Source organism: Aureimonas sp. OT7, from assembly GCF_014844055.1.
Taxonomy (GTDB): domain Bacteria; phylum Pseudomonadota; class Alphaproteobacteria; order Rhizobiales; family Rhizobiaceae; genus Aureimonas; species Aureimonas altamirensis_A.
Genome location: NZ_CP062167.1, coordinates 2,058,272 through 2,075,122, shown reverse-complemented (window position 1 = coordinate 2,075,122; position 16,851 = coordinate 2,058,272). Strand labels below are relative to the sequence as shown.

Genomic DNA, 16,851 nt, shown 5'->3' with positions numbered 1-16,851 from the left:
CGCCGATGCGTGGGGAAGCGCGAGCCTCAGCCGGCCGGCCGGATCTGAGTCAGGATATACCGGCTGTTGCCCCAGTTGGTGACGGGGTTGGCGTAGGGCCGATCGGCGTTCGGCCACCCTGTCCAGTACCGGTTCGATTGGATGGCAAAGACATTGTACGCCATGATCGGGATGATCGGCATTTCATCGACGTAGTATTTGGCGAACTCGTGCCCCAGTTCGACTGCCCTCGGGTCGGAAAAATCGATCCGCCGGATCTCCTCGATGATCTCGTCCTGCCTCGGGGTCGTGAAGCGCATGAGGTTGCGCGGCGGCTGCGCCTTGCCCCGTGGCGAAACGAAGCTCGAATGATAGCTGTCGAGGAAGTAGCTGAGGTCCGGATGGCCACCGTAGGTTTCCACGGCCCAGCGAACACAGGCGACGTAATCGCCCGCCGTCAGCCGTTCGCGAACATCGGGCGCCGGCTCAGGCGTCACCTGAATCCCCTGCTGCGACCACAACTGCGCCATCAGGCTACCGAGGCGGTTGACGACCCCGTCGGTGGGCATCATCAGGCTGAAGCGGAACGGCTGCCCGTCGGGCAGAAGCCACTGGCGGCCCGACTGCGTCAGTCCGGCGGCCGTCAAAAGCTCCGTAGCCGCCTCGATATCCTGCTTCCACCAGCCATAGCCGAAGGCGCGCCGCACCTCCGCCTCGTCGGTCGGAACACCGTCTCCGAACTGGCCTCGCACCATGTCGGCGATCTGCAGCGGCACCGCCGGGTCGTAGGGCTTGATCTTGCGCGTGCCGAGATCCAGCTCGTAATCCATCAGATATTGCTGCAGCGGCTCGTGATAGTCGCGCGGATGGGTACCGGTTGGCGGGACGGCGATCGCCGACAGCGTGGCCGCGCCGCGATAGCTGGCCATGCTCATCGCGCGCGCATCCAGCATGAGCGTCAGTGCCCAGCGCACACGCCTGTCCTGGAAAACAGGCATGCCCTGCTGGTTGAACATAGCGTGGATCAGCGTCGGGTCCGGATGGGCATACGGGAAGCCCTTGAACCACCCTTGCGTCTGCGGGTCCTGCTGGATGATCGAGAAGGCGCCTTCCGGCGTCAGATCGTGGATCATGTCCAGGTTGCCGTTGCGCATCTCGATCAGGCGATTGTCGATCGAGATGTTGTTTCGGTAGATCGCCCTTTCCGGCATGGGCTCGCCCACCACTCCAAGCGCGGTGCGATCCCAGTCCGGGCGCTTGTTCCAGATGAACCAGGTGCCGTTGGGGTCGAAACTGTCGAGCGTATAGGCGCCGAGCGTCACCGGCGGGTTGAACGGAAAGTTCAGAACGTCGTCGACACCTTCGAAGACATGCTTGGGCATGATCCAGCAGGCCGCCCAGCGCACCGCGAAGATGGTGTGAAAGCGGGAGTTGGGTGATTTCAGCTCGAAAACGACCGTCGCAGGGTCCGGCGCGGTGACGGAGTCCACCTGCGTCGAGAAGGCGCTGGACCAGATCATGCCCGGCGTTTCCATCTGCTTCGTAACGGTATAGACGACGTCGTCGGCCGTGAAGGGCGTGCCGTCGCTCCAGAGAAGATTGTCGCGCAGGCGGACCGTCATGCGCTTGAAGTCGTCGGAATATTCCCATGGACCGGCCGCCAGCGAATGATAGGTGGCGTTCTCGGACTGGCCTTCGATCCCTGCATCGGGATCGATGTACCACAGGGTGTCCATCGCGAGCTGTTGAAGCCCATTCATGATCCCGCCGCCGGCGCTGACCCAGATATTGAACCAGCCGGGGTTGCGGATAGCGGTCTCGGGGTTCTGGATGATGATCGTACGCTCGCGCGGGACATCCCCGAGCGTCGGCGCCGCTGCGTCCTGTGCCCAGGTCCAACCGCCGGATGCGATCAACAGGGCGCCGGATGCCGTCCCCGTCAGAAACTCTCGTCTGCGCATTGTTCCTCCCCGCGGGCAGGGCCCGCCCTCTACCTGCACAAACGGTCTTCGCCGTTCTTGCAGCAAATCTAATTGAAGGTGGCCAAATGGTCAACAAACATTCAGGTATACACCCGTTTTCATGATATTTAATTGCGGCATGCCGAGCCTCCCGGCATGCCTGGAATGGAACGGTCCCGTCAGACGGCAATGCGCACCATCTGGTAGGAATAGGAGGGCAGCGGGAGCGACAATCCGTCCGCCCCGAGCCGCGCCCCGGTTTCCTTGCGCGGCGCAACCTCCATCGGCTTGCCGGCGGTATTGACCGCCCGCAGATCGGGGTGCGTCATGACCTGATGGTCGATGATCTCGCGCCCGGTAAAGCCTTGAAGGTCGATGGTGATGTCGATCGCCTCGTCAGGATTGCGGTTGACGATGAAGAAGGTAAGCGTGCCGCCGTCCTCGTCATGGACGCCCGCAACGTCCACGTAAGGGGTTTCGGCTGCGTGCGCGCTTTCATAGGATGGGGAGCGGACCGGCATTTGCAGCGCCACGCCGCGCCCGTACACGGATGCGAAGTAGTACGGGTAGTAGATCGTCTGGGCCCAGGCCGGGCCGCCCTTTTCCGTCATGATCGGGGCGATCACGTTGACGAGCTGGGCGATGCAGGCGATGCGCACCACATCGGATCGGCGGATGAAGGTGTTGATCACCAGCCCGACCATCAGCACGTCTTCGAAATTGTAGATGTCTTCCAGAAGCGCCGGCGCGTGCGGCCAGCCGTGCCGCCCTTCCCGGATCGCACGGTCCTGCTGCATCGAATGGTACCAGACATTCCATTCGTCGAAGCAAATGCGCACATCGCGCTTCGAGCGTTTCTTATGCTTGACCTGCCGGATCGTGGAGGCGACCGTTTCAATATAGCGATCGAGCTTTTCGCTCAGGGCGAGGTAGTTTGCCGTATCGCTTTCCGGGTTGCGGAAATACATGTGGAGACTGACGTAGTCGACGTGGTCATAGGTATGCTCGAGCACGATCCGCTCCCAATCGGGGAAGGTCGGCATGTCCGAATGCGATGAGCCGCAGACGATCAGCTCGAGCGAGCTGTCGAACATGCGCATCGCGCGCGCCGTGTTGGCGGCCAGCCGGCCATATTCGTCGGCATTCTTATGGCCGACCTGCCAGGGGCCGTCCATTTCGTTTCCGAGACACCACATCTTGACGTTCCAGGGCTCGGCACGCCCGTTCCTGATGCGCAGGTCGCTCCAGTAGGTGCCGCCCGGATGGTTGCAATATTCCAGGAAGTTGCGGGCCTCGTCGACACCGCGCGAGCCGAGATTGACAGCCAGCATCATCTCAGTACCGACGGTTGCGCACCAGTCGGCGAATTCATGGATGCCGACGGCGTTGCTTTCAGCCGTGTGCCAGGCGAGATCCAGCCGGACGGGCCGCTCCTCACGCGGGCCGATGCCGTCTTCCCAGTTATAGGCCGAGACGAAATTGCCGCCGGGATAGCGTACCACAGGGCAGTTCAGCTTGCGCACCAGTTCGGCCACGTCGCCGCGCATGCCGTTCGCGTCGGCCGTCGGGTGGTCGGGCTCGTAGATGCCCTCATAGATCGCGCGTCCCAGATGCTCCAGAAACGCGCCATACAGCCGGTCGTCGATCCTGGAAACAACGAAATCGGCGTTGGCGATGGCATAAGCTTTCATACCGCCCTCCCTTGCAGCAAATAACCTGATACGTATCAGAAAATCTGTTGTGCAACAGGAACCATGGGTTTGGCAAGGGTTGGGCCGCAGTCTCCGCGCATGCGATCGCGTTTTTCTTTAATGGCCTGTCTGCAGGCGCAGGACGATATCCTGGTCGTAATTACCGAAGCCACGCCCGAAGATATTCATGCCGCCAGGGCGGTGCGCATCCGCCTTCACGGCAATACGCACCCGGATAGAGTGATGGGTGACCAGATCGAGATCCGCGATGGCGACCGGAGAGACGCGCAGACCGTCGACATAGGTGCCGTCGGCCGTAACCCGCCAGGTCTTCAGCTTGCCGTACTGACTGCCCTTCAGCTTCCACCAGCTCGGGGTGTAGACGCCGCGCTTGTCGCCGAAGTCCCCCGGCGATGTCCAGGTGCCGATCTCGCGGCCGTTGATCGACATCGTGATGTCGCTCGGCCAGTCTGAGGCGGTGCCCGGGACTTCCGAGCTCAGTTCCAGCGATACCTCCAGCCCATCGACCGTGTTGCGCGTCAGATGCGCGTTGTTGGGAAACTGATACTCGACATAGCCGCGCGTGAACCAGATCAGCCCGGCATTCATGCGTTCGGGGTTCAGGAAGGTGTCGGGCACATCGAGCAGGCCAATGATGCCGCTGGGCGAGCAGAGCCCGCAAGGCGCCGTCACCTCGCAGCTCGTATAGAGGCCGAGCGGCATGCTCACCTCGATCATGTTCTCACGTTGCTCGGCCACCTCGTCCTTGAACGTGACGAGGATTTCATCGAACAGCGAATAACAGATCTTCTGACTGCCCTTGCGCGCTTTCTGCGCATCGGTGCGGATCAGGCCGGCGGCCTCCAGTATCTGCAGGTTCGTGGATACGGTCGATTGCGGCAGACGCAGCCGCTCGGAGATATCGTTTCCGTTCATGCCGCCTTCGGTATGCAGGAGCTTGAGGATACGCACGCGGGTTTCCGATGCGAGGCCCCTTATGATCTCCTGACCTTCTTCCGGATCGACGACGAGGAAATTGCGGCTCACGATCCTACCTCACAACCCGAGTATGCACACCCTGGTCATAAGTGACTGCTCGTTACATATCAAGTTTTCGGGTATGAAAATTTCCCCTGGTGTTTACGAGCGGCAGTTTTTCGATCGGGAAGGAGTGCCCAAGGTCCGTTGTGTCCACGGAAATAGCTGCCCCAGGCCCCGAACAGCCACCTGTCTTTCAAGGCATCCGGCCGGCCCGGGAGATGAAGCAACTCTTCCTACGGCCTAGCTGTGTCGCAGTCGACATTCTGGTATGGGTGCTGAGCTCAGCATGCCTCAGCCTTGCGCCGCATGTGGCTCGCCGAGACATCCTGGTCGAGGTCCAGAAACGACAGGGACGATCATGCAGGCCTTACGGAGGTTCAGGCAGCCTCCCCTGCGGCCACCCATCCGGACAGGTTTTCTCCGATGATCTCTGACAACGCCCTGATATGGGCATCGTCATCATTGAGGCATGGGATGTAGGTGAATTCCGTTCCGCCGGCATGCAGGAAGGCTTCGCGGATCTCCCCGTTGATCTCTTCCAGCGTCTCGATGCAATCCGCGCTGAAGGCAGGCGATGCCACCGCGATATGGCGGATACCCCGTTTGGCCAGCTCGGCCACATGCTCCACCGTGTAGGGCTTGAGCCACTCCTCCGGGCCGAATACCGACTGGAACGTGGTGTCGATGCTGTCGTCCGCCCATCCCAGTCGTTCACGAAGCAGCCGCGTCGTCTTCTGGCATTGGCAATGATACGGGTCACCCTGCATCAAATAGCGCTTCGGCATTCCATGATAGGAGGCGACGAGCTTCTCGGGCCGGCTGCCCGCTTCCGCGTAGGCGCGCTCAACCGATTGCGCCAGTGCCTCCACGTACAGGGGATGCTCGAAATATGCGTCGACCGTGCGCGCGGCCGGCTGCCGGAACTGCTTCATCAGGGCGCGGAAGAACTGGTCGTTGGCGGTCGCGGTGGTGGCGCCCGCATACTGCGGATACAGCGGAAAATACAGGATGCGCGTGCATCCCTCTTCCACCATCCGCGATACCACCGACTCCACTGACGGATTGCCGTAACGCATGCAGAAATCGACAATTACGGAGTCGCCGTAGCGTTCGGCAAGCGTCTCGCGCACGCGCTCGGTCTGCCGACGCGTGATTGTCAGCAGCGGACTTTCGTTCAGGCTTTCGTTCCAGATCGACTTGTAGTTGGCACCGGAACTGAACGGCCGCTTGGCAAGAATCACCGTCTGCAGAATGGGCTGCCACTTCCACCGCGGGTAGTCGATCACGCGCCTGTCGGACAGAAACTCGCTGAGATACCGGCGCATGGACCAATAGTCGTACCCGTCGGGTGTCCCCAGATTGGCCAGGAGGATGCCGACACGCGCCGGCGCCACCCTTGGATGCCCGGCGGGCATCGACGGTGTTCGGGTGGTCGAGGTCAAGTCGTCCATGTATGCTGGTCCAGTCATGCTTCAGGCCATCGATGCCTTTCGGGAATGGCTGGATATATGGCGAGGCGGCCATAGCCGCAACTCGCCGGATGGGGCGCGTCAGAACCTGACGCGCAACCCCGCCGTTCCGGACACCTCGATACTGTCGCCGAAATCGCCAAGATCGCTGGCAACACCCACCTGCCCGTACACCGACCATGCGTCGTCCGACCAGTTGTACGTGGCGCCCAGCGCGCCGCCGAGCCACGTATCGCCGGTGCTGGAGTCGAGCGGAATGCCGCCGACCTCGATCCGAGTGCCATCCAGGAACTCCTGGCGCACATCGACGAGACCGTAGGTCTGCAGGCGGCGGGTATCGCCGCTGGCGGACTCCCACGTCGTCTCGTGATCCAACGATATGCCCAGCCGACCGACCAGGCTGTCGCCGCGCAACAGCCGGACGCCGGCACCCGTGGCATCGGTGAAGTCGTCGAAATCGACGCTGCTGTAGATCAGTTGTGCCTGCGGCGTCACCGACCACTCATAGGCGATGTCGAAGCTGCGCCCCACTTCCACGCTGGCCGACCAGCCGAAGCCGTCATTGCCATCGGCCTCGACCATGTTGAGCGTGTCGGACCAGATATCCGTCTGGTACCAGGTGCCCTGCACCTGCCCGTCGACATACAGGCCATTCTGGGCGTAATAGGTCAGCGAGGCGCCGACGCCCGACCCTGTCGTGTCGATCGTGCCCGAACCGGCGAAGGAGTCGACATCGGCCGAGCCGCGTCCGTGATGCAGCCAGACGCCGCCAACGAGAACGTCCCCGCCCGCAGCCTCGTAGACGGGAAAGTCCACGCCGGCCTGGATACGCCAGAGAGAGCCGTCCGACTGCCAGCCACTTGCCGACCGATCCGGCGTTATATCGAATCCGCGGCCTTCGATACGTCCCCAGACGGCCCGCCCATCGACCAGATCCTGCGGCGGCGTATTTGTCAGCGCGCCCTTGTGGAATGGCTTCGGATCGGCCGTACCCGACCATATCCGGTTGCCGACGCGCTGGCGCAGCGTCGGCAGGCGGTTCATGTCGAGAAGCAGCGAGGGATACGCCTCGTAGAGCGGCACCCCGGGCTGGTAGAGCGGATCGGCAGCCGGGTCCGAACCGATGGGGCCGGTCGGAAAGCCGGGGCCGTCCGGATCGGCTGGCGTGCCGGGCACGGTCGGATCCGTCGGATCGGTCGGGGTTGTCGGGTCGGTGGGGTCAGTCGGGTCGGTTGGGTCGGTCGGGTCTGCCGGCGCATCCTTGGCGATCGAACGCAGGTACCAGTTGCCGTTGGTCGGGTCGCTGACGCTGCCCTTGTACAGCGAGTAGGAATAGGCGCCGGCAATGATCGCGCTGCGGTTGTTCTGGTCGATATAATAGCCATCCAGTACGAAATTGGCGTTGGAGGCGCCATCGACCTGGATGAGGAGTATGCCCTCGTTCGTCGGCGCCCCGATGCCGGAGCGGTCGTTGACGATCAGCGTAGAGTCGCCGCTGCTGTTTCCACGGATGATAAGACGGTCGGTTACGGATGCGTCGTCGCCCAGAACCGTATCCATCTCAACCCAGTTGTCCTGCCCGACATAATCGCCGTTGATCGTGAGTGTGCCGAACGCACCGTTGCCACCCGGCCTGATGGAGCCTGCGACAACGACGTTCTGCACGGTTCCGATCCCCTCCAGCTCGGAGCCCGGCGCAATATTCAGTGTGCCGCCGAGAATACCGTCGACCTGGATGACCTTGTCGTAGACGTTGGCGACGGTCTCGACCACGCCATTGAATGCCGAACTATCCCCCGACAGGATCGTCCGTCCGGATTCGAGACGGACGAGGGCATTCGGCCCGCCGACGAGGCCGGCGCCGAAATCATAGGCCGGATCGTCGTGATTGAAGACCAGCAGGGCCGAGCCGGCGCCGAAATTGATCGTCGGAGCGTTGACGACGCCTGCGCCCGTCGGCGAGCCGCCGGCCGGTGCGCCGATGACGAGCGTGCCGCTGGAACTCGTATTGCGGCCGATCACGATCGGGGCCGTCGAGGTCAGCGAGGCTCCGGGCCCTACGATGACCATGCCGACATTATCCGGCCCGATCTCGACGTCGTCATAGGATTCGCCCCCTACCCCAACACTGTAGTCCGGCGGACTGTCGACGACCAAAGATTGTGCCAGGGCATAGTGTCCAGAGATGAGGACAAGGCAGGAAGAGGCCAGCACCATCTGGCGAAAACGACGCAACTGAAACATTATACTTACTTCTATAACGTTATAACAATAGCTTGGACGACTTGCTCGTAAATTGAGCATCTGCCGGCAACCTACAGCGGTGCTGCCGGAGTTGAAGCGCTCCGAAAGTCTCAATCCTCCCCCAAAAGAGAGCTAAAGGGTGTAGACTTTCGCGCTGTGAACTGCCCCCGGCGGTCCGCCAATCGGCCGAATTCGGGAGGGCGAGGTGAAAATGGTTCGGGATAATCAGTCCGACATATTCGAGGATATCGACTTCTGGCGAAGCGACGCCGGCCTCAGGGAAGCGGTCGGCGATGCCGACGACGCGTCCGGGCTCGCGGTTTTCGGGCAGGCCATGGGGAGCCCCGAGTCGTTGCAACTCGGGCGTGCTGCCAATGAATGGCTTCCGAGGTTCCGCCCTTACGACGAGAAGGGCGTGGAAATCGGGATGGTGGAATTTCATCCCGCCTATCACGCCCTGATGGAACGCGGCTGCGCCGCCGGCCTGCATTCCTCTACCCATGCAGGCGGCAGCCATGTCGCACGCGCGGCGCGCTTCTACATGACGGCGCAGGCGGAATGCGGCCACCTCTGCCCATTGACCATGACCCATGCCAGCTTGGCGGTGCTGGACGGCGCATCCGCGCAAGCGGGCGTCTGGCGCCATGGAATTCTCTCCCGAGACTACGACCCGTCCTCACGCCCGGCGACTGAAAAGGCGGGACTGACCATCGGCATGGGAATGACGGAACGGCAGGGCGGCTCCGACATACGCAGTAACCGCACCCTTGCGACACGCGGGACCGACGGCGGCTATCGTTTGAACGGGCACAAATGGTTCCTGTCGGCGCCGATGTCGGATGCCTTCCTGATGCTGGCAGGGGCAGACGCAGGCCTGACGGTCTATCTGGTGCCGCGCATCCTGGCAGATGGCACGCGCAACGGAGTTCACCTGCGCCGCCTGAAGGACAAGCTCGGCAACCGCTCCAACGCGTCTGCGGAAGTGGACCTCGTCGACGCAACCGCCTATCCCGTGTCCGAGGAAGGCGCCGGCATCTCCACCATCCTGCGCATGGTCAACCTGACCCGCCTGGACTGCGCTCTGGCTTCAGCGGGGCTGATGCGCGTTGGCCTTTCGGTTGCCTTGCACCATGCGGACCAGCGCAAGGCCTTCGGACGCCTGCTCGTCGATCAGCCGCTCATGCGTGCCATCCTTGCCGAAATCGCAATCATGGTGGAGGCATCGACCGCCCTCGTCTTCCGCCTGTGCCGCGCATGGGATCGCGCGGAGGCCGATGAGAGCGAGGCAGCCTTCGCGCGGCTCATGACACCCGCAGCCAAATACTGGATCTGCAAACTCGCCCCCACGATCCTGTACGAAGCGATGGAATGCATGGGTGGCAACGGATATATCGAGGATGGGCTGCTGGCGCGCGCCTATCGCGAGGCTCCTGTCAACGCAATCTGGGAAGGCACCAGCAATGTCATCGCGCTGGATGTCCTAAGAGCACGCACCCGATCGCCCGACGCATTCGAACACATCGTCGACAGCCTGCGACCGACGGCCGAAGACGGCGCCCCCATGATGGAGCGATGGCAGCGCCTTGCCGGCGGCGGACAGGAGGCCCTGGCCCGGACGGCGGCGTCGGACCTTGCGATCCTTGCCGCGTTGAAGCAACTCAGGCGCAATCCGCAAACGGTCGTGGCCGATGCGTTCGCAATGGCCATGTCGCGGGCCAGGCAGGGCGGCCTCGGCGGTTACGACGGTTCCGGACAGGCACTCTTGCTGGAGCGCGCCCGGCCCGTTGCAGCAAATACACAGTCGCCGTAACCGCACGTTGAAACGCAAGGCGGTCGTGGAACGATCGGTTTATCGTCTGCTTTTGATATCCGGATCCGCTGGTTGCAGGTCTGCCAGTGCGGACGGTTCATCACGCAGCGTCGTGTAGCACTGCCATCTGGTTTGGGGAGTGCCGCATGAACGAAGAGCCGCTTCATACGATCTGCTACATAAGCATGCTGCTTGAGGAAATCCCGCAAAGGGATGTGAAGCGGCTCGCCGCCACGTTCTCTGCCTCGAACCTTGAGGTCGGCATCACCGGCTGCATGGGAATACGCCGGCGGGAGGTGATGCAGGTTCTGGAAGGCCCGCGAGATGTCGTCGAGGACCTCTATTGACGCATTCAGGTGGACTCCCGACATGCCCGAATCACCTTGATGGTCAGCACGGGTATCTTGCGGCGCCGGTTCGACGGCTGGGGAATGACCGAGCTGCCGTATGGCGCGGTCGTTGCGGTCGCGGATCAGATTCGCGGAATTCACGGACGCTAAAGCGACCTGCAGCGGCGTGACGGATGCAGACACAGAAAAGGGGCCGCAGAGCAGCCCCTTTCATTACCATGGACCCTTTTGGAAGAGTTCAGGCGCCCTGGATGTTCTCGGCAGAGCTCTTGCCGTTGCGCTGATCCGTGACGATCTCGAAGCTGATCTTCTGGCCGTCGACCAGGCTGCTCATCCCGCTGCGCTCTACCGCAGAAGCGTGCACGAACACGTCGGCGCCGCCATTGTCCTGCTCGATAAAGCCGAAGCCCTTGGTGGTGTTGAAAAACTTAACCGTTCCAGTAGCCATGATGAATTCCTTTCAACCGGCGTTATGTGCCAGCGCCCGGCCGGAAGCCGTCGCCATGCTGCTCGAAATTGAAGAGGAGAGTGAGAAGGCGCCGAAGCGCAGAAACATCATTCGTAACAAGATCGATGCCGCATATATAAGCCATGCCAGCCTGTTTGGCAAACTGATCCGGGCGCAATCGGATCGGCCGCAAATGGCGCGGTGCTCACTGCAGCAGAGAGAGGTAGCTTGTTCCCGCACAGATCATGATGAATGCGACGACAGCCAGAGAGCGTCGCCAGTCGCGGCCTCGTTTCCGGGCGGCGATCATGATGGGAATCTTTTGCACCCGCTGCTCAGCATCGCGGGCAAGCCGCAGCGCCCTAAGCCGCGCGGATTTTTCCTTTGTTTCCGTCCGGGCTGACGGAATGGCAAGTGCACTTGCCCCTGCCGAGCTTACGATCGGCATGAACAGCCGTTCAGCGAGCAAACGCTGATGCGCAGAATTTTTCATGAAATCTTTCGGGCCGGGTGTGTGATCTGATCGCGCAACTGCGCGGAAAACCCGGGTGCGGCAATGGCCGCTCATGGCAATATGGGGCAGCCGCACCATTCTGGCAATCGCCTGGCATCGGAATAGCGATATCGACGATCCTGGGTCCTGCGGTGGGCTCATACGTCACACCGGATGAATTGGAACGGCCTCACCTGCGCTTTGTTGTCTTCCTTTCAACGGAGGTACAGCCATGTTCATGCGTGTCGATCGACTGCAAGCGGAATTGCCTGCCCCGAAACGAGCAGACCCCAATGCCGCTGCCGCGCTGCAGGAATTGCTGGGCGGAAAGTATGGTGAGATGTCGACGCTCGGAAACTACATGTTTCAGAGCTTCAACTTTCGGTCCAAGGATAAGCTGAAGCCGTTCTACAGCCTGGTGGCTTCCATTACCGCCGAGGAACTGGGGCATGTGGAGCTCGTATCCAATGGTGTTGCGATGCTTGCCAACGGCCCGGACAAGCCGAATGGTGATGCCGGCGACGGGGGCGACATTTCCGGAGCGCCGTTCGAGGACATGAAGGATATACGCAACGCCGCAGCGTTCCTGTCGGGTGCCGGCGGCGCAATGCCGGTCAATTCGAACGGAGTTTCGTGGAACAACGATTTCGTCACGACGACCGGGAACGTGATCGTCGATCTGCTGCATAATTTCCATCTGGAATGCGGCGCCCGGCTTCACAAGCTCCGGGTCTATGAAACGCTCACCGATCCAACGGGGCGAGAAGTCTGCGGCTATCTCCTGGTTCGGGGTTCCGTGCATGCACACGCCTACGCGTTGGCCCTGAAGAAGGTGACAGGCGTGGATCTCGATAAATTCCTGCCGACACCGAACATTCCGCTGTCCAAGATTCCGGAATGCCAGAAGTATCTCGACGAGGGGTCGCACCGCCGCCTCTACACCTTCAGCCCGGATGATTATCGCGAGATGGCCGGCATATGGGGCAATGGCGAGGTAGCGCTTCCGGACGATCCTCCCGGGGAGCTGGAAGTCGTCGAAGGTCATCCCGAAGGCGGAAAGATCGCCCAGCTCGTCGGCGTGCCGTCCGCGTTCACCCCGGACTACGCCCCGGAGGAAATGTTTGAAATCGCTCAAAAGCTCTACAAGGCCTCACGGTAAACGGAGACGCGCACGATGGGCATGAACCTGAAGGCGGAGTTTGAAACCCGCCGCAACGCGGAAATGGCAGTCGAGCGCCTGGTGCAGGAGTATGAGGTCGAGCGGACGTCGATTTTCATCTCACCGGTCGGCGCCGGCAATTCCGCCGGCGAGGAACCGGCTGGCAGCGATGCCCGAGGCGGCCAGCCGAGCACGGATGAGCGATACGATCAGGCTCTCGACGGTATGATTGCCGTTTCGGTCGATATCGACGACGATGCCAAGGCTGAGGCGATCAGGTCCGCATTTGCGGAATTCGATGGCCACGCCGTTGCCTGAGGTTAGCTGCGTGCACCTGTTACTTTCAATGGGGGCGAACATGATGATGCTCGCCCTGGAGTCGCAGCAGGCCGCCCAGTTGCGGCTTTGCCGCCTCGGACTCGGCGGCGTTGCGGCCATCGACGAAGCCACGCTGATGGTATCGGAGAAAGTACAGGCGTTCGGCGATGCCTGCGCGTCGGTGATGAGCGGCCAGCCCACTGACACCGTAATCGGCGACTATCGAGCCGTTGTGCAGGCGAATATCCGACGGCTCACCCAGGTCGGATAAGGGTCCGATGACCCTATCGAGAAGCTCGACGGGCGCTGAAGTCGAACCAAAGGTTCTTCCGCGCCCGTCGATACCGCGACTCCAAGCGCAGTCGCAGAATGCCCGCGAATACGGCTTGCCAAATTGTCGGCAAGATCGGTTCATGCTTCGGACCCAGCGCGTCAGGCCAACGACGTAAAGTAGCTGCAGGGCCGCAATTGCATTCGGCTCCGTGTGGGCGACCGGCGTGTGATCAAGTAGGTTAGTGAAGTTCTAGACGTTCTGAGCATCCTCCTCGTGCGGTGGTTCTACGACCGATGGTGACCATCCAGAAGACTACGTACGAAAGGCTCATTAACGCTGCCGACGACTTTGCAGATATCCTTGCCTACGACTGACGTGCCAACATTTTGTCCTTGTTAGTGATTGAATCAGGCGCGTACTGCATCTGCATCCTACGCATGCGCACTGAGTTTCCAATGCTACTCTGTGACGCTTCTTTCAGCCTGTTCCTCGCCAGCCTAAATCCTCAAGTTTTTGAGGGCTGGTGAGGGAAGGCTCCTAGCCAGATCCTGGCGGATGTCGGTTCCGTTTGCCCTGGTTACAAGGACGGCGGAAAACCTAAAGATCCGAGCGGTCCAAGCGGCGTTCCTAGTGCTCCGACATTGGCAGAATGTGATCAACCTCGGTACTCCCGACTCCGCACGGGTAGCATCGGGCGCGGTCCTGCCAAAGGACATCCAAGCGCAGTTCCCGGCATTCACGCGAGAAGAGAAACGCTTTTTGCAGACCCATCAACGCTGTCGGCGAAAATTGCGAATAGCATTTCCATGTCAAACGCGCTTCACAAAGCATACCAGCTGGTAGACATCGCATCGGTCCGACAGGCGAATAGAGCACACCGAGAACGCCGAAAAATCATGTCATCGGGGAAGGAATGACGAACAAAAGTTGGAACGCTTTACAAAAAAGTTGGAACGGCGTCGAAAACAAACTTTCTAAGCCGTTGAAATCGTTGGCGACCCCGGCAGGATTCGAACCTGCGACCATCGGCTTAGAAGGCCGGTGCTCTATCCACTGAGCTACGGGGCCATGGAAGCGGCAGGGGCCGCTTCGATCAATGCGTCCAGGGCTGGACCCGGTCGTACTTGAAATTGTCGGAATAGGACACGCGCGAACGCGCGATACGCGGCGTATCCTCGACCTCGTAGGCGATTCCGTTGCGCTCGGCGTATTCGACTGCCTGTTCGCGCGTATCGAAGGTCAGACGCACCTGCTGCCGCATGTCGCCGCTGGAGGTGTAGCCCATCAGCGGCTCCACGACCTTGGGCTTGGCCGGCTCGAAATCGAGGATCCAGACCCGCGTGCGCGCCTTGCCGGACTGCATCGCGGTACGCGCTGGACGATAGATACGGGCAACCATGGCGGCATCCTTCTTGTCGCTGACCGATCGGCGATTGGATGCCATGGTCGGAGCGGCAGGATTCGAACCTGCGACCCTCTGGTCCCAAACCAGATGCGCTACCAGACTGCGCTACGCTCCGCTCAAGGCCCGCACGCCGGAGGGCCTTGGGCTTACTAGCTTTGCCGATGCGGCTTGGCAAGCCTCCGTCTGCACCCGAACGTGCCCAAACCCTGTTTCTGCGATACCCCGCGCCTATCTGGGCTGGAACCACGTGACGAAGAGCCATCGGAAAGGTCCTCGCTTGCGCCATATCGGTTCCCAGTTGCGTCAGGTCTGGCACGATGTCCGCCGCGCACCATCCCGTAGCCACCCCCCCGTCTTTTCCGCTCCGCTGTTTTGCATCGCAGGCATCGGCGCGGCCCTCGCGATCGCCAGCTTCCCCGTCGACAGGCGTATCAGCCTGGCCATGCTCGACGAGCCGGCGGGAAGCCTCGCCTTCCTGCGCATCGCCACCGATATCGGCCTGGTACGCTGGTATCTCTGGCCGATGCTGGCGCTCATCGTCGCGCTGACCATGGTTGATTGGGGACGGCTGGAAAGGTCCGGACGCCTGCGCCTGGCCCGCACCTACGCCTATGCCGGCCACCTGTTCGGCTCCGTTGTCCTTGCCGGAATCGTCACTAACATTCTCAAGGTGACTTTTGGCCGGGCGCGGCCGGCCCTTCTGGAAGACTACGGCAGCTTTGCCTTCCGGCTGGTGCGCTTCGGAGACCAGTTCGCCAGTTTTCCGTCCGGCCATGCCACCACCATGGGCGCCGTGACCGCCACCTTCATGGTACTGGCGCCGCCGGTGCGCGTGCCGATCTTCATCGTCGGCCTCTGCCTTGCGCTCAGCCGTATCGTGGTCCGCGCGCATTACCCGAGCGATGTCCTTGCCGGGTTTGCCATTGGCATCGTCACTTCCCTGGTCGTCGCACGCTTCATGGCCGAGCGGGGGCTGGGCTATCGCTTCGCCGCCGGCGGCACCGGCCTGCGCGGCCTTCTGCCGGTGCCGCGCTGACGATCAGGCGATGCGGTGCCCGGCGCGAAAGGCCGTGACGAAGGCCGGCGCGGCCTCGGCGACGGCGGCAAGGGAATAGCCGCCCTCCTGCACGATGACACTCGGCAAGGCCAATTGCGCGAGGAGGCCGCCCAACACCTCGTAGGCGGAAGTCGTCACGGCAAGGCGTGACAGTGGATCGTCCCGATGAGCGTCCCAGCCGGCCGAAATCACCAGGGCCTGCGCTCCGAAAGCCTTCACGGCGTCGGCGAGCCGCCTGACTGCGTCCGCATAGGCATCGTCGCCGCTTCCCGGCGGCAGCGGCAGATTGAGGTTGCAGCCCCTGCCCGCCCCGGCTCCTTCTTCGTCCGCGTAGCCGAAATAATGCGGGTAGTAATTGCTCGGATCCGTATGGGTGGATGCGAAGAAGACATCGTCCCGATGGTAGAAGATCGCCTGCGTGCCGTCGCCGTGATGGGTATCGAAATCGAGAATGGCGACCCGCTCGAAACGCCTGCGCAGTTCCTCGGCGGCGATGGCCGCATTGTTGAGGAAGCAGAAGCCGGAGGCCCGGTCGGCATAGGCATGATGACCGGGCGGACGGCAAAGCGCATAGGCTGCCGGCGCTCCGGCCGCCACGGCGCGCGCAGCCGCCACGGAACTGTCGGCGGAACGCAGTGCCGCCTCGAAGGTGTCGGCCATCATGGCGCAGGAAAGGTCGCCGATATACCATCCGGTGCGGCCGAGGATGCCCTTGCTGCGCGGCTCGGGACGCGGTTCCGGCCCGATGCTCCCGGTGCCATAGGGATGGACGTTCGGCAGCACTTCCGGCCCGGCGTTCGGAAGCTTGCGGAACTCGTCATAGGCCGAGGCGAGGAAGTCGAGATAGTGGCCGGCATGGACGGCGCGTATCGGCTCCAGACCGGCGTCGTCGGGCGTCACCGCCTCGAGCCCGCACCCTTCCAGGCTCTGCTTCATGACCGCCAGCCGCTCCGGGCGTTCCAGGGGCTCGACGATCTTTCCATGGACGAGGTACTGCGTGGGGCGATGGCGCGACTGCGCGTCGTGGAAAAAGAGCTTCAAGGCGAAAGTCCCGAGTGAGACATCGTGCAGAGGCATAACCGTTAGCCTAGCACGAATTTAGCCGCTTGCGGCGGAACCTGAGGGTTCCACAGACGTTTCTCCGACGCAATC

General features: G+C 62.0%; 15 protein-coding genes and 2 tRNA genes. 7 read left to right on the top strand and 10 right to left on the bottom strand.

The annotated features are described in order from the left end of the window. Positions 1-26: 26 nt before the first annotated feature. The 5 genes from IGS74_RS09980 to IGS74_RS09960 all read right to left on the bottom strand — a co-directional run bounded on the left by IGS74_RS09980 (position 27) and on the right by IGS74_RS09960 (position 8,385). Positions 27-1,940, bottom strand: a complete 1,914-nt coding sequence (locus IGS74_RS09980) for an ABC transporter substrate-binding protein (RefSeq protein WP_052194646.1) — start codon at positions 1,938-1,940, stop codon at positions 27-29. Positions 1,941-2,119: 179 nt separating this feature from the next. After that, positions 2,120-3,631, bottom strand: a complete 1,512-nt coding sequence (locus IGS74_RS09975; RefSeq protein WP_039189981.1) for an alpha-N-arabinofuranosidase — start codon at positions 3,629-3,631, stop codon at positions 2,120-2,122. 117 nt (positions 3,632-3,748) lie between these two features. Next, the gene (locus tag IGS74_RS09970) at positions 3,749-4,678 is read right to left on the bottom strand and encodes a helix-turn-helix domain-containing protein (RefSeq protein ID WP_192391260.1); all 930 of its coding nucleotides are present in this window, start codon (positions 4,676-4,678) and stop codon (positions 3,749-3,751) included. Positions 4,679-5,049: 371 nt separating this feature from the next. Next, positions 5,050-6,123: a ferrochelatase gene (gene hemH, locus IGS74_RS09965; RefSeq protein ID WP_192391259.1), complete on the bottom strand. Its 1,074-nt coding sequence runs from the start codon at positions 6,121-6,123 to the stop codon at positions 5,050-5,052. A 99-nt stretch (positions 6,124-6,222) separates the two neighbouring features. Next, complete coding sequence (locus IGS74_RS09960; protein ID WP_192391258.1) at positions 6,223-8,385, bottom strand: autotransporter outer membrane beta-barrel domain-containing protein; 2,163 nt, start codon at positions 8,383-8,385, stop codon at positions 6,223-6,225. A 211-nt stretch (positions 8,386-8,596) separates the two neighbouring features. Here IGS74_RS09960 and IGS74_RS09955 point away from each other — a divergent pair, with 211 nt between their 5' ends. Together IGS74_RS09955 and IGS74_RS09950 are read left to right on the top strand one after the other, a co-directional pair. Further along, on the top strand, positions 8,597-10,195 hold the full coding sequence (locus IGS74_RS09955) for an acyl-CoA dehydrogenase family protein (RefSeq protein WP_192391257.1): 1,599 nt from the start codon (positions 8,597-8,599) through the stop codon (positions 10,193-10,195). 146 nt (positions 10,196-10,341) lie between these two features. Next, the gene (locus tag IGS74_RS09950; RefSeq protein ID WP_192391256.1) at positions 10,342-10,542 is read left to right on the top strand and encodes a BLUF domain-containing protein; all 201 of its coding nucleotides are present in this window, start codon (positions 10,342-10,344) and stop codon (positions 10,540-10,542) included. A 241-nt stretch (positions 10,543-10,783) separates the two neighbouring features. On the opposite strand, the gene IGS74_RS09945 is transcribed toward IGS74_RS09950, so the two are convergent. Continuing rightward, positions 10,784-10,993 carry a cold-shock protein gene (locus IGS74_RS09945; protein WP_192391255.1) on the bottom strand — a complete coding sequence of 70 codons (210 nt, stop codon included), beginning with the start codon at positions 10,991-10,993 and terminating at the stop codon, positions 10,784-10,786. 55 nt (positions 10,994-11,048) lie between these two features. Between IGS74_RS09945 and IGS74_RS20045 the strand changes: the two genes are divergently transcribed. The 4 genes from IGS74_RS20045 to IGS74_RS09925 all read left to right on the top strand — a co-directional run bounded on the left by IGS74_RS20045 (position 11,049) and on the right by IGS74_RS09925 (position 13,234). After that, positions 11,049-11,396 carry a hypothetical protein gene (locus tag IGS74_RS20045; RefSeq protein ID WP_206688236.1) on the top strand — a complete coding sequence of 116 codons (348 nt, stop codon included), beginning with the start codon at positions 11,049-11,051 and terminating at the stop codon, positions 11,394-11,396. A gap of 322 nt (positions 11,397-11,718) precedes the next feature. Beyond that, a complete protein-coding gene (locus IGS74_RS09935; RefSeq protein WP_039189972.1) occupies positions 11,719-12,645 on the top strand; it encodes a manganese catalase family protein in 927 nt (308 codons plus the stop codon). Between the two features lie 15 nt (positions 12,646-12,660). Then, positions 12,661-12,963, top strand: a complete 303-nt coding sequence (locus IGS74_RS09930; RefSeq protein ID WP_192391253.1) for a hypothetical protein — start codon at positions 12,661-12,663, stop codon at positions 12,961-12,963. 40 nt (positions 12,964-13,003) lie between these two features. Further along, positions 13,004-13,234 (top strand): hypothetical protein, encoded by a 231-nt coding sequence (locus tag IGS74_RS09925; RefSeq protein ID WP_192391252.1) that lies wholly within the window; start codon positions 13,004-13,006, stop codon positions 13,232-13,234. 995 nt (positions 13,235-14,229) lie between these two features. Here the strand turns inward: IGS74_RS09925 and IGS74_RS09920 are convergent. From IGS74_RS09920 to IGS74_RS09910, 3 genes are all read right to left on the bottom strand, one after another. After that, a tRNA-Arg gene (locus IGS74_RS09920) sits at positions 14,230-14,305 on the bottom strand. Positions 14,306-14,330: 25 nt separating this feature from the next. Beyond that, positions 14,331-14,636 (bottom strand): ETC complex I subunit, encoded by a 306-nt coding sequence (locus IGS74_RS09915; RefSeq protein WP_039191043.1) that lies wholly within the window; start codon positions 14,634-14,636, stop codon positions 14,331-14,333. 44 nt (positions 14,637-14,680) lie between these two features. Further along, positions 14,681-14,757: transfer RNA gene (locus tag IGS74_RS09910), tRNA-Pro, on the bottom strand. A gap of 162 nt (positions 14,758-14,919) precedes the next feature. Here IGS74_RS09910 and IGS74_RS09905 point away from each other — a divergent pair. Beyond that, positions 14,920-15,678, top strand: a complete 759-nt coding sequence (locus tag IGS74_RS09905) for a phosphatase PAP2 family protein (protein WP_192391251.1) — start codon at positions 14,920-14,922, stop codon at positions 15,676-15,678. A 3-nt stretch (positions 15,679-15,681) separates the two neighbouring features. On the opposite strand, the gene IGS74_RS09900 is transcribed toward IGS74_RS09905, so the two are convergent. Continuing rightward, a complete protein-coding gene (locus IGS74_RS09900) occupies positions 15,682-16,740 on the bottom strand; it encodes a histone deacetylase family protein (RefSeq protein WP_192391250.1) in 1,059 nt (352 codons plus the stop codon). Positions 16,741-16,851 lie beyond the last annotated feature (111 nt).